Origin of the sequence: Haloplanus salinarum (assembly GCF_009762275.1) — an archaeon.
In the GTDB taxonomy this organism is placed as follows: domain Archaea; phylum Halobacteriota; class Halobacteria; order Halobacteriales; family Haloferacaceae; genus Haloplanus; species Haloplanus salinarum.
This window is the reverse complement of sequence record NZ_CP034345.1, coordinates 528,252-540,762: the sequence shown is the minus strand read 5'-3', so window position 1 is coordinate 540,762 and position 12,511 is coordinate 528,252. Positions and strand designations below refer to the sequence as shown.

Sequence of the window (12,511 nt, the reverse complement as noted above, 5' to 3'; positions counted from 1 at the left end):
CGTGGCTGGGACGGGATACCGACCTTTTTGTCCACGTCCCGTTTACGGCCGGCAGGGCGTGTGGCCTAGCGGATAGGGCGAGAGGTTCCTAACCTCTCGATCGCGGGTTCGAATCCCGCCACGCCCGCTGTTCTGTCCGAGCGAAGCGAGGTCGAACAGTGTACCGTAAGGGATTCGAATCAGGGAGCGAAACGACCGTGGTTCGAATCCCGCCACGCCCGCTGTTCTGTCCGAGCGAATCGAGATCGAAAACGGTTACCGGAGTTCGAACCACGCGAATCCGAGCGCCAGCGAGGATTCGCAATCGGGTTCGAATCCCGCCACGCCCATCTCACTCACTCCGTTCGCTCGATGCGCGTGGCCGAGTGCGTGTGTCATCCGGGTATCCAACCCACGACGATCACGCCGTGGTTCGTGGCCGGTGGTCTCGAGGCCTTCTCCGCTCGGAATCGCCCTTCGGACGGTGCGGGGCGAAGGGTTTTGTCCGCCGATTCCAACGTGCTGACGTGTCCCGGCCTCGCGTCGAGTTCGAGGTAGCCCTCGACGATCTCGACCCTGGGGAACGCGCCTCGTTCGTGGCCGCAGTCTACGACGCCCGGGGGTGGGAGGGCGAGCGCGTCGGTGTCATCGTCTCCGTCCGACCGCCGTTCGAGGGGGCCGACCCGCAGCGGGTCGCCCCACCCGGAGTGACGGCGACCGACGGCGTGGCGCCACTGCCGCTCGAAGACCTCCGGGAGATGCTGCGCTACGCCGTGACCCCTGATGACCGAACTCGACTCTGTCACCGCTTCTTTGACGCGTCACCCGACGCCGTCGGGTTGACTGTCTCTAACATAGGCGTCCCCGCCGATGACGTCGACGATACCTACGGCCGGAAGGTTCGGCAGCCATCCGCCACGGAGCCCTCGACCGGATCGTCGGGTGGGGGGACCGACGACGCTCTCGCCCGGTCGGCTGACGACGGTCCGGACGACGACGACGGAGGCGGTGACCGCCGAACGGTCGTCGCGCTGTCGTCCGTTTCCATCGTCGCCGTCGTGCTCGCCCTCGTCCTCACGTCTGCCATCGTCGCCGTCGCTCCGTTCGCAACCGGTCCCGTCGTACCCATCGATGATTCCTCCGGGTCGGCCTCAGCCGGCGAGACTCCGAGCGTCGAGAACGCGTCGGAGGATTCGGAGACGCCGCTCGCGGACGACCAAACGGCGACTGACGGCGGATCCTCGTCCGAGAACGCCGATTCGATCGAGGACTCGGCTTCGGGGCGTCAAGTCGTTCTCGAAGAGTCGTATCCGCCCGGCGTCGGCGTCGACGGCGTCGAGAACGTCTCGATGCTGGCCGCCGCCCACTACTCGACGCTCTCGGCCGAGTCCTACCGGCTCTCGGTCACGAATCGGGAATCCGTCGATGGACAGCGAACCGCCGTCGCGTGGGAACGGACGGTCGTCGAGACGCCCGCCCGTCACCGATCGACGGTGCGGGTTGCCGGGACGTTCCGCTGGCCCCCGTCCGGAGTTGCGAACGCATCGACGTACGCCAACGGAACGAAACGGATCGTCCGCGTAGGATCGAACACCGACGCCGACGGTAACGTTCGTTTCGAGTCGCCCCCCGTCTCGAATTCGTCGGCCCTCGACGCGGACCACCGTGTCATCGGACCCGCCCCCGACACGGATCCGTTCGCCGTTCGAACCGCATCTCTCCTCCGACGGGCGCTATCCGGAACGGATACGGCGGTCACCGGCTCCTTCGAGCGCGGTGGGAGGACGTACCTTTGGATCGAGATTCGGAGCGCTTCGACGACGTCCGGCGCGGACGAAGGAACCCTCCTCGTCGACGAGCGTGGACTGGTCCACGGGATGCGCTACGCTCGAACGGTCGTCTCTCTCGACTCCACGCCAGTCAGGCGAACCATCACGTTACGGATCACGCCCAGCAACGTGACCCTCGTACCGCCACCGTGGTATCGGCCGGAAAATACCGCCGACCGTCGCCGCTCGCGGACCCCGACCAGTGATTCCGTCCGCGCTCACGTCACGGTGAAGGGTCGTCTGACCGAATCGTCCTCGCTCCGGATGGCCGGCGCGTCCGCGTCGCCAACGTCGTCCGGACCGCCGTCGTACATCGGCACGTCGACTCGCTGGATCCGGCCCGGATCGGCATCATCGACACCTCGGGAAGCGACGGCCGGTCGGTGGTCGACGCGACGACCGAACACGTCTCCTCGCCCAGCGACCTCACCGGTATCAGCGTCGGGACGGCGAAGCTGTTCCGGCAGTTCGAGAACCGTGGCGTCTCGGATATCCGGTACGGGCTGATCTCGGTGTCGACGCTGTTGCAGTACATGAACAGCAAGAAAGTGTTCAACTTCCTCTACGTCTACACCAAGCGGATCGCGGAGACGGGCGGACTCGGCGTCTACACGCTGGACGACGATAGCCACGACCCACAGGTTGTCAACACCATCACCGGACAGTTCGACGGCGTGATCGAACTCCGGGGGACGGACGGCGACCTGCAGTTCCGCGTCCGCGGGTTCGGACGGCGGCCGACGGCGTGGGACGCGTTCTGATCGGGACGGACACCGCTCCCGGCGGACTCACGACGGCCCGCGCACTGACGGCGGCGGTCGGCGACGGATTGATGTCCGAGCCGTCGAACGTCGACACCGTGCAACGCCATCCGTCCACCGGCGCCGACCGCGAGATCGACCGGGACGCGTTCCCCGAGCGGCCCCCGTAGCCGTGGCGCGGACCGCGCTACTCGACCGACTGTACTCGCTGTTCGACGACCTCGAACGGCGGATCGGCGGCGCGCGACGGCTCGGGGACTGCGACGGCTACATGGACTGGCCCGATCGGGGCGTCTACTTCGTCTTTTCGGCCGACGAGACCCGGGTGACCGGTGAATTCCCCCGTCTCACGCGGGTCGGGACCCACGCCGTCTCGCGGGGGAGCGGCTCCACCCTGTGGGAGCGCCTGCGGACGCATCGGGGTGCCCAGCGTGGGACGTACGTGGGCGGGGTTGACATCCTCCCCGCCCTAAAGGGCGGGGATTCCCCGAAGGGGATATTCAGGTTGCGCGTTTCCTCGGGCCTCAAGTACGCTTTCGCGTGGGCCGTCGAAGGTCGCCGTCCAGTTGTGACCACGGACGTGCTTTCCAGCGCGTGTAGCCCTGTCAATTGGGCCTTCCTCCCCGCAATCTGCGGGCGTCAACGGCGTGGAACGTAGTTCCACGGGCAATCGGGCGTAGCCCGATGACGACGACTGGCTATTCAACCAGCGAGGTAGCACGGTTCGCGTCAGCCGAACTGTTACGCCGTGCATGGTTCTTCCTCCCGTTGTGCGATATTCTCCGAAGCGTTCAGGTCGGCGTGTCGTCCACGGCCACACTCCGTACACGAAAAGTGGTCGCCATCACGGGTTCCCATCGAACCACACGCCGAACACCGCTGGCTGGTATGGTACGCATCGACCTTTTCAATGCGAACACCAGCGCGTTCGGCTTTGTACGTAATGAACTGTTGGAGTTGGTGGAAGTGCCACGAGTGGACGCCCGACCACGAACTGTTCTCGCGGATGCCTTCGAGATCTTCCATCCGAATGACGGGGTTCTCGAACTGTTCCGCGAACGTGATGAGGCGACGGGAGAGTTTGTGGTTCATGTCTTTGATCCGACGCTGTTCTTTGTCACCCACGCGGTTGCGTGCGCGAAGCGCACCCGCTTTCGATAGCGACTCGCGTAGGGAACGATATTTGCGTCGAACGTACTTCGCCTCACCACCAGACACCAGCATCGACTCGTCCTCATCGTAGGCAGTCACAGCGAGGATGTGTCGTTCACCAATATCGACACCGATGGGCGTCTCGCCCGACGTATCGGCGTCGTACTCGATATTGAACGTACAATACCAGTCGTCTCCGCGACGGTAGACCTGTAGACGAGTCTTGTCGGCGTCACCTTCGACTAGTCGGTCTACTGGATTGGCAATGTCGTCGTACACCTCTATCGGGGTGTACCACCATTGAGAGACGCATGGGAAGCCGACGACGACCGTGCCGTTCTCAGTCGTGTCGATTTCCCAGTTCTGGTTGTTGACGGCGAACGGCTGACTCTCTCGGTAGCGAACCGCTCCGTCCTTATTATGGTCGGATTTTGCCTCCCGGATGGCTTGGTTCTGGATTGCCGAGTAGAGGTCGTTGTCGATGCTAGCCGTGGTCACGGATTTGCCAAAGTCGCCGTTCTCCCATCCGTCGATACAGAATTGCTTGGTGTCACGGTAGAGGCGAGTGGCGTGTTGCCACTCTTTGCGCCGTGAGAGGGATGGATTGTGGAACTTCGCGGTGACGGTCACCGTGACCATTACACTTGTAATTAGGTATGCTGTCTAAAGTATCTATTGGAATAGCAGGCTGTGCTATCGTCGGTGGATTGTGTCGTCGTTTGTCGGATTCATCCCCGCCCTGAAGGGCGGGGCTTTCTCCTCGCATTTCCGTAAGCCGGCAGTGGCGGCAGCGCCCCGACGGTGCCGTGATGCCGAGGGATTCAAGACGCCGCGGGTGGCTCACACACGTAATGCTACGGGACCACCTCATCAGCGCGGCCCACCTCTCCCGGGACGACATCGAGGCGGTGCTCGATCACGCGGCGGCCATCGACGCCGACCCCGGGATCGTCCGCGGCCGGCACGCCGGCCGCGTGCTCGCGCTGTGTTTCTTCGAGCCGAGCACGCGGACGAAGATGAGCTTCGAGACGGCGATGAAGCGTCTCGGCGGCGACACCATCGACATGGGTGCGGTGGAGTCGTCGTCGGTGAAGAAAGGCGAGAGCCTCGCGGACACGGTTCGGGTGATCGAGGGGTACGCCGACGCGCTCGTCCTCAGACATCCGAGCGAGGGATCCGCGAAACTCGCCTCGGAGTTCGTCGACGTTCCCCTCGTGAACGCCGGCGACGGGGCCGGCCAGCACCCGAGCCAGACCCTCCTCGACCTCTATACGATCCGGGAGAACGCGGGACTCGACGACATCACGGTGGGCATCATGGGCGATCTGAAGTACGGGCGGACGGTCCACTCGCTCGCCCACGCGCTCACCGAATTCGACGTGCGTCAGCACTTCATCAGCCCGGAGAGCCTGCGCCTGCCGCGGAACGTCCGGTACGACCTCCACGAGACGGGCGCGGAGGTCCGAGAACACACCGATCTCGACGAGGTCCTCCCGGAGTTGGACGTCCTCTACGTCACCCGCATCCAGCGGGAGCGGTTCCCCGAGGAACGGGAGTACCGCGAGGTCGCCGGCGAGTACCGCATCGACAACGAGGTGCTGGCGGACGCCTCCGAGGATCTGACCGTGATGCACCCGCTACCGCGCGTCGACGAGATCGCGCCCGAGGTCGACGAGACGGCGCGCGCGAAGTACTTCGAACAGGCCCACAACGGCGTCCCCGTTCGGATGGCCCTGCTCGACGGCCTGCTTGGAGGAGACACATGAGCGACACCGACAAGGAACTCCGCGTCAGCAAGATCCGCGACGGCACCGTCATCGACCACGTCACCGCCGGTCAGGCGCTGAACGTCCTCGCCATCCTCGGCATCGACGGCAGCGGCGGCGAGAGCGTCAGCATCGGCATGAACGTCCCCAGCGACAAACTCGGCCTGAAGGACGTCGTCAAGGTCGAGGGGCGCGAACTCAGCCAGTCGGAGGTGGACGTCCTCTCCCTGATCGCGCCCGAGGCGACGATCAACATCATCCGCGACTTCGACGTGATCGAGAAGAACCGCGTCGAGCGCACCGAGTCGGTGACCGGCATCCTCGTCTGCCCCAACCACAACTGCATCACGAACGCCGACGAACCGGTTCGGACGGCGTTCGCGGTGCTGGAGGACGGCGTTCGGTGCTCCTACTGTGGCACTATCGTCCGCGGGGGTGACGTCGCGGAACACATCGACGCCCACGGGTCGGGCGAAACCGCTTTGTGACCGGTGGTCCAAGGGGGTACCATGTCCGGAAAGACAAAGTTCATCCTAGTGTTGGCACTGATCGCAATCGGCTACGTCCTGCTCTCGGGCGACAAGAAACCGGTCGAGGTCGACGTCGAGGAGTAACCGCGTCGCCTTCGGCGGGACGTCCGTCGACTCGTCGGGCGTCGACCGCCCTGTGATCCCCCGTTCTTTCGCCGCCACGCCGAGGAGCGCCGGCTCCGCCGGTCACGGAACACGATTAGCCGCGGAGTCCGCCGATCGGTCCCGTGACGGACCGCCACGCGAGCCCCGACGCGTACCCGAACCACTTACGCCCACACGCCCGCTACCGGCGGGTATGTACGGCGTCGTCACGCGGAACGCCGAGGAACTGGAGTGGTCGGTCTTCGACGTCGGCTACTACGAGGTGAAGGACGTGACGGGACGGGCGGCCGCGCCCCAGTCGGCCGGCGTCAACATGCTCTCGGCGTTCGGCGACAACGCCGCCGTCGGCGACGAGCCCTCGCTCGCGGCCGTCGACGCCGAGGGTCGGCCCGCGACCCGAGAGCGGCCCTACTTCGACTGGTCGTACGTCTGTCCCACCCACGAGGAGTATCGCGAGGGATTGCTGGAGATCGTCGACGACTGCGTCGCGGCCGGACCGGACCTCCGTCTCGACGACGTGGGCTTCCCGCGCGACGGCTACTGTCGCTGCGAGCGGTGCGACGAGCGCTTCGCCGCGAGCGAGTTCGACGACCGCGAGGACTGGCGGGCGTCGGTCGTCACCGACTTCGTCACTGCGGTCCGCGATCGGGTGCCGGGCGACCTCGCGGTGACCCTCTATCCGGACCCCTATCCCGGCCACCTGCGTTCCCGGAGCGGCGTCGATATCGAGGCGCTCGCACCGGCGGTCGACCGCTTCGTCGTCCCGCTTTACGACACCGCGTACGGAACGACCTACTGGCTGGAGACAATCGCCAAGGGGTTCGAGAGCCGCCTCGCGGAGCTCGATTCGGGGCTGGCGATCGAACTGTACGCCGTCGACGTCGACGTCGACGCCCTCGTCGGTGCGACGGAGGTCGCGGCGGCCTACGCCGACGCCGTCTGCTTCGGCTACGACGCGAGCAACGCCGCGGCGGCGATCCGACGGCTTCGGGCCGACCGCCGCGAGGGTGTCTCCCACGGAGCCGACGCCGGGCGGGACGCCGACGGCGACGCGGATGCCGCCGATCACAGCGGCCCGTAGGAGAGCGCCCAGACGACGGCGATGCCGAGCGAGAAGACGAGGACGGCGAACAGTCCGAGGGCGTACAGCAGGCGACCAGTCGACATACCCCCCGTTCGGATCGGATTCGTATAGCTTCGGCGGTGGTCACACCAGGTCCTCGAAGGTCGCCCCGGCGACGCCCGGGCCCTCGGGGACGGTCACCGCGCCGGCCTCGACCGGCGCCGGATCGGGGACGAGATCCGATTCGAGGGCGTCGCCCGTCGCCAGCCCGCAGGGCCGGACCCCGGGGACCGCGGCGGCGACGTGGACCGCCGCGGTCCGTGCCGGCGCGGCGTCGAACGTCGTCGTCACCACCGGGTCGACGCCCGCCCGCCGGGCCGCGGTCGCCGCCCGGAACGCCCGGCCGGGGCCGCCGAGGGCCATCGGCTTCAGGACCAGTACGTCGGCCGCGCCGGCGTCGAGGACCGCCTCGACGGACACCGCAGTCAGCGTCTCGTCGAGCGCCACGTCGAGGCCGCGGCCCCGGAGCGCGGCGTGCCCCGACAGGTCCGCGGCCGGGAGCGGCTGTTCGAGGTAGGCGAGATCCAGCGGCCCGAGGGTGTCGACCGCCTCGGCGGCCGTCTCGCGGTCCCACGCGCCGTTCGCGTCCGCCCGGAGCGACACGTGCTCGCCGACCGCCGCCCGGACGGCGCGCAGGCGCTCGACGTCGCGTTCCAGGGATCCGGCGCCGACTTTCACCTTGAGGCAGTGGAACCCGGCGTCGACGGCCGCCGTGGCGGCCGTGGCCGTCGCCGACGGCTCCGCGTCGCCCACCGTCGCGTTCACCGGTACCGTCGACGACGGGTCGTCGGCGAACAGCCCGGCGAGCGACCGGCCGTTGCGGCGGCCCGCGGCGTCGAGAAGCGCGCTCTCGACGGCGTGACGGGCCGCCGGCGCGTCGGCGAGCGGGTCGGTCACGGCGTCGGGTGCCCCGGATAGCGGGTCCGGGGCGTCGTCGACGGCGTCGAGGAGCGTCGCCTCGGCGTCGGCCACCGCGTCGAGCGCGGCCCGACAGTCGGCGAGCGACTCCGTCCACCCGGGCAGGGGCGTCGCCTCGCCGACCCCGCGGGCGTCGTCGGCGCCGAGCCCGAGCAGCGTCCCCTCGCGTCGCTCGATGCGACCGCGGGCCGTATCGAGGGGCGTCGCGAGGTCGAGGCCGAAATCGCGGCGGTTCATACGCCGAGAGCGAGGCCGACGCCGAACAGGAGGGCGTGGGCCGCGAGCAGTTTGCCGGTTCGCTCCAGCGCCGGGTTGAGTTTCTCGCCCGAGGTGTGGCCGCCGACGGTCCGGGCCACCGAGACGGCGAGCGGGAGCGTCACGAGCGGCAGGCAGACCACCGGCGAGGCGGGAGCGGCGAGCCACAGCGCGGGCGGGACGAGGTACGCGAGCGCCAGGAGGGCGACGTACTGGACGCGGCTCCAGCGGTAGCCCAGGCGGACGGCGAGGGTGCGTTTACCCGTCTCGGCGTCGGTCTCCATGTCGCGGACGTTGTTCACGACGAGGATGTTCGTCGACAGCGCGGCGACGGGGAGACTGGCGGCGACGGCGACCGGTGGGAGGGTTCCGGGGGGGATCGAGAGCGGGAACGGGGCCGCGAGCGTCGCCGCCGCCTGCACGTAGTAGGTGCCGGTGACGGCGACGACGCCGAAAAAGACGAACACGAAGAGGTCGCCGAGGCCGTGGTAGCCGAGGGGGTAGGGGCCGCCGGTGTAGGCGAAGCCGGCGGCGACGGAGAGCAGGCCGACGATCAGGATGGGGAGGCCGCCGACGTAGACGAGCGTCGTCCCGACGAGGACGGCGGCCGCGAAGGTGAGGTAGGCGGCGCGTTTGACCGCGTCGGGGGAGATGAGCCCCGACTGGGTAACGCGGGTGAATCCCTCGCGGTCCTCGGTGTCCGCCCCCTTCACGGCGTCGTAGTAGTCGTTGGCGAAGTTGGTGCCGATCTGAATGAGGGCGGCGCCGAGGAACGCGGCGGCCGCGGCGAAGGGGTCGGCGACCCCGTGCCCGACCGCGAGACCGGTGCCGACGGCGACCGGCGCGGCCGTCGCCGGGAGGGTCTGTGGCCGGGCGGCCATCACCCACGCGCGGCGACGGCTGATCTCCTGTGTGCTCATCGTCGACCGATGGGGACGCCACCGCGTAAAGAGTGCCGTTTCACCACCAGACGGCGAACAGCACCCGGAAGGTGGCGTACGCGCCGACGGTCGAGAGCAGCGGCACCACGTTCTGCATGAGGACGACCCGGCCGGTGGTCTCCGGATCGAACAGGTCGGCGGCGCTCGGCGTCTCGGCGGGTTCCTCCTCGCCGATGTCGGGTGCCTCCTCGCCGGGTTCGTCGGCCGTCAGCGCACCAACGGAGACGTTCGGCGTCTCCTCGCCGCGGACCCCCTGTGAGACGGTGGTCGACCGCGTCGCCCGCCCCCACCCGAGGCCGACGATGGACATGGTCGCGATGATGACGAAGGAGGCGGGGATGCCGATGGCCGACAGGCCGATGACGATGCCCGAGGAGATGACCGCGACGACGATGGCGGCCGTCAGCGGCAGGTCGGTGATGTCGTTGCCGAGGGTGTCGAGCGTCCGGCGCGCGATGGTGAGCGCGCCGACGGCGACGGCGGCACAGCCAAGCAGGATCAGGAGGTTCAGATCGACGCCGGCGCCGTAGAGCGGCGCGATGGCGTTGGCGATGTTCGAGGTGCCCGAGGAGAAGGCCATCAGACAACCGATGCCGATGACGACGACCGTTCCGACGACCTCGCGGCGGGTGGAGTTCGGTCCCGCCTGTGGGGTGGGGACCGCCCCCGAGCGATCGAGCGTCAGGAGCGGCCCGTCGCTGCGTTCGATGGCGACCCAGCGGTTGATCGTCGGGTAGAAATACCGCCCGACGACACCGGAGACCCAGAAGCCGACGAGCGGCGCGACGATCCACCAGACCGCGATCTCGCCCATGATGGCCCAGTCGAGTTCGCCGGCGGCGACGCCCAAGCCGGCGATGGCGCCGACCGCCGTCATCGACGTCGACGCGGGGACGCCGGCGTAGTTGCCGACGAAGAGCGCCCCGCCGATGAAAAAGAGGACGACGATGCTGGACTCGACGGTGAAGACGCCGGGGTCGGTCACCAGGTCGCGGCCGAGCGTGTTCACGACCCGGCGGCCGATGGTCCACGCGCCGACCGAGAAGAAGACGGCCATGAGCGCGCCGGCCAATAGCTTCGAGATGACACCCGCCCCGACCGCCGGGCCGAAGGCGGGCCCGGTGTTCGAACCGCCGATGTTGAACCCGACGAACAGCGCGACCCCGAAACCGACCAAGAGGAGTGCCCCGATCATGCGTCGCTACCGGTCGGAGGGATCGGTCGTCCGGCCTCATGTAGCTGTCGTCGTCCGCTCATCTGTCGTCCGACTCCCCGTTGCCGGCCCCGGCTTCTGTCTCGCCTTCCCCTTTCGTCATCTCCCCGATCTGATCGGTTCGGGGCCGCCGATCGACCCGCTGGTTCACCTGCTCGAGCTGGTCGATGATGTCGCCGACCTCCTCCGAGATGGTCCGCTCGACGTTCTCGGTGACCTCCTCGGTGACCGTCTGTTCGACCTTCTCGGTCACTTCCTCGGTTACCTCTTCGGTCACCTCCTCGGCGACGGTCTGTTCGACGCTCTCGGTCATCTCCTCGGTGAGCGTCTCCTCGACTTTCTCGGTCACTTCCTCGGTCATCCACTGGGGGTCGAACCGGGCCATCTTCCAGACGACGTGGACGACGTACGACACCAGCGCGCCGATGCCGAACGCGACGCCGACGTTCGTCCCGACCACGAGGATGAGGCCCGCCGCGAGGAGTATCAACAGCCCGTACGCCAGATCGACGAAGAAGTCCACGCGGCTCGGATTCATCAGTTACGACCAGAAATGTGGGCTTCGTACATATACCCTCTCGCTTTCCCCGACGCTGGGCCGCTCAGTAGTGCCAGGGCACGTCGGAGAAGTCCGGATCCCGCCCCTCCAAGAAGGCGTCCCGCCCCTCCCGAGCCTCGTCGGTCATGTAGGCGAGCCGGGTGGCCTCGCCGGCGAACACCTGCTGGCCGACCATCCCGTCGTCCGCGAGGTTGAACGCGTACTTCAGCATCCGCATCGCGGTGGGGCTCTTGTCCGTCATCGTCTCGGCCCAGTCGAGCGCGACGTCCTCCAGTTCGTCGTGAGGGACCGCCTCGTTCACCATCCCCATCTCCGCGGCCGCCGCGGCGTCGTAGGTCTTGCCGAGGAAGAACACCTCGCGTGCCTTCTTCTGCCCGATCTGTCGGGCGAGGTAGGCGGAGCCGAACCCGCCGTCGAAGGAGGCCACGTCCGGGTCGGTCTGGAGGAACTTCGCGTGCTCTTCGCTCGCGATGGTGAGATCACAGACGACGTGCAGGGAGTGGCCGCCGCCGACGGCCCAACCGGGGACGACGGCGACGACGGGCTTGGGCATGAACCGGATCAGTCGCTGGACTTCGAGGACGTGGAGGCGCCCGACCGTCGGCGTGTCGGCGTCCAGCGAGGCGTCCCCGGTGTCGGCGTCGGTACCGTCGGCCGCATCGGCGCCGTCGTCCCCGCGGTACTCGTAGCCCGAGTCCCCGCGGATGGACTGGTCGCCGCCCGCGGAGAACGCCCACCCGCCGTCCGTCGGTGACGGGCCGTTGCCGGTCAGTAGGACCGCGCCCACGTCGGCCTGCTGGCGGGCGTGATCCAGCGCCGCGTACAGTTCGTCGACGGTCCGGGGGCGGAAGGCGTTGCGCACCGCGGGGCGGTCGATGGCGATCCGCACCGCGGGGACGTCGTCCGCGCGGTGGTAGGTGACGTCGTCGAACTCGTCGGTGACGGCCGTCCAGCGGTCCGGATCGAAGAGGTCGGAAACCATACTCCGAGGGCGGGGCGGCGCGCGCAAAAAGATTCACCTCACCGCGAGTCGAGCCACCCCGCGACCGGCCCGAGGGGACTGGTGATCCAGGCGACGGCGACGACCGTCGCCGAGACGAGGACGCCGAGCAGGACCGACGCCGCGACGACGACCGAGTACGCGAGAACGACTAGGACGACGGCGCCGGTCGCCAGCCGCCGCGCCCGCGTCATGTCCTCGAGCGGGTTCCCGGACGACGCCCGGTCGATCACCCACGCGAGCAGGTAGAGGAGGGCGGCGGCGAAGACGCCGAGGAGAAGGTTGTTGGCGACCACGAAGGCGTAGGCGACGACGAGGAACGCGGCCACGAGGGCGGGCAACTGCCAGGTGCGGATCGTGGAGGGCATCGGTCGGAGTCA

The 12,511-nt window shown here is 68.1% G+C and carries 13 protein-coding genes and 1 tRNA gene; 7 read left to right on the top strand and 7 right to left on the bottom strand.

Features of this window, described 5'->3' with window-relative positions; all coding sequences use genetic code 11:
* The first annotated feature begins 54 nt into the window (after positions 1 to 54).
* From EI982_RS03985 to EI982_RS03970, 4 genes are all read left to right on the top strand, one after another.
* Positions 55 to 127 (top strand) — tRNA-Arg (locus tag EI982_RS03985).
* A gap of 1,929 nt (positions 128 to 2,056) precedes the next feature.
* On the top strand, positions 2,057 to 2,569 hold the full coding sequence (locus EI982_RS19215; RefSeq protein WP_449271827.1) for a DUF7504 family protein: 513 nt from the start codon (positions 2,057 to 2,059) through the stop codon (positions 2,567 to 2,569).
* A complete protein-coding gene (locus EI982_RS03975) occupies positions 2,554 to 2,739 on the top strand; it encodes a hypothetical protein (protein WP_157688247.1) in 186 nt (61 codons plus the stop codon). The genes EI982_RS19215 and EI982_RS03975 overlap by 16 nt, the downstream gene beginning before the upstream one ends.
* 2 nt (positions 2,740 to 2,741) lie before the next feature.
* A complete protein-coding gene (locus tag EI982_RS03970) occupies positions 2,742 to 3,227 on the top strand; it encodes a GIY-YIG domain-containing protein (protein WP_157688246.1) in 486 nt (161 codons plus the stop codon).
* 83 nt (positions 3,228 to 3,310) lie between these two features.
* Here the strand turns inward: EI982_RS03970 and EI982_RS03965 are convergent, their stop codons facing one another.
* A complete protein-coding gene (locus EI982_RS03965; RefSeq protein WP_157688245.1) occupies positions 3,311 to 4,360 on the bottom strand; it encodes an RNA-guided endonuclease TnpB family protein in 1,050 nt (349 codons plus the stop codon).
* A 212-nt stretch (positions 4,361 to 4,572) separates the two neighbouring features.
* On the opposite strand from EI982_RS03965, the gene pyrB reads away from it, so the two are divergent.
* From pyrB to EI982_RS03950, 3 genes are all read left to right on the top strand, one after another.
* Positions 4,573 to 5,487, top strand: coding sequence for an aspartate carbamoyltransferase (gene pyrB, locus EI982_RS03960; RefSeq protein WP_157688244.1), 915 nt, complete (start codon positions 4,573 to 4,575; stop codon positions 5,485 to 5,487).
* Positions 5,484 to 5,975 carry an aspartate carbamoyltransferase regulatory subunit gene (pyrI, locus tag EI982_RS03955; protein WP_157688243.1) on the top strand — a complete coding sequence of 164 codons (492 nt, stop codon included), beginning with the start codon at positions 5,484 to 5,486 and terminating at the stop codon, positions 5,973 to 5,975. The genes pyrB and pyrI overlap by 4 nt, the downstream gene beginning before the upstream one ends.
* A gap of 340 nt (positions 5,976 to 6,315) precedes the next feature.
* Positions 6,316 to 7,203 (top strand): hypothetical protein, encoded by an 888-nt coding sequence (locus EI982_RS03950; protein WP_157688242.1) that lies wholly within the window; start codon positions 6,316 to 6,318, stop codon positions 7,201 to 7,203.
* A gap of 126 nt (positions 7,204 to 7,329) precedes the next feature.
* On the opposite strand, the gene EI982_RS03945 is transcribed toward EI982_RS03950, so the two are convergent.
* The 6 genes from EI982_RS03945 to EI982_RS03920 all read right to left on the bottom strand — a co-directional run bounded on the left by EI982_RS03945 (position 7,330) and on the right by EI982_RS03920 (position 12,499).
* The gene (locus EI982_RS03945) at positions 7,330 to 8,400 is read right to left on the bottom strand and encodes a mandelate racemase/muconate lactonizing enzyme family protein (protein ID WP_157688241.1); all 1,071 of its coding nucleotides are present in this window, start codon (positions 8,398 to 8,400) and stop codon (positions 7,330 to 7,332) included.
* Entirely contained in the window at positions 8,397 to 9,338 is a 942-nt protein-coding gene (locus EI982_RS03940) for a 1,4-dihydroxy-2-naphthoate polyprenyltransferase (protein WP_157688240.1), read from the bottom strand. The genes EI982_RS03945 and EI982_RS03940 overlap by 4 nt, the downstream gene beginning before the upstream one ends.
* Positions 9,339 to 9,378: 40 nt before the next feature.
* Complete coding sequence (locus EI982_RS03935; protein ID WP_157688239.1) at positions 9,379 to 10,554, bottom strand: inorganic phosphate transporter; 1,176 nt, start codon at positions 10,552 to 10,554, stop codon at positions 9,379 to 9,381.
* 58 nt (positions 10,555 to 10,612) lie between these two features.
* The gene (locus EI982_RS03930) at positions 10,613 to 11,110 is read right to left on the bottom strand and encodes a hypothetical protein (protein WP_157688238.1); all 498 of its coding nucleotides are present in this window, start codon (positions 11,108 to 11,110) and stop codon (positions 10,613 to 10,615) included.
* Positions 11,111 to 11,174: 64 nt separating this feature from the next.
* Positions 11,175 to 12,113 (bottom strand): 1,4-dihydroxy-2-naphthoyl-CoA synthase, encoded by a 939-nt coding sequence (locus EI982_RS03925; RefSeq protein ID WP_157688237.1) that lies wholly within the window; start codon positions 12,111 to 12,113, stop codon positions 11,175 to 11,177.
* A 38-nt stretch (positions 12,114 to 12,151) separates the two neighbouring features.
* Positions 12,152 to 12,499, bottom strand: coding sequence for a hypothetical protein (locus tag EI982_RS03920; protein WP_157688236.1), 348 nt, complete (start codon positions 12,497 to 12,499; stop codon positions 12,152 to 12,154).
* Between the last annotated feature and the right edge of the window lie 12 nt (positions 12,500 to 12,511).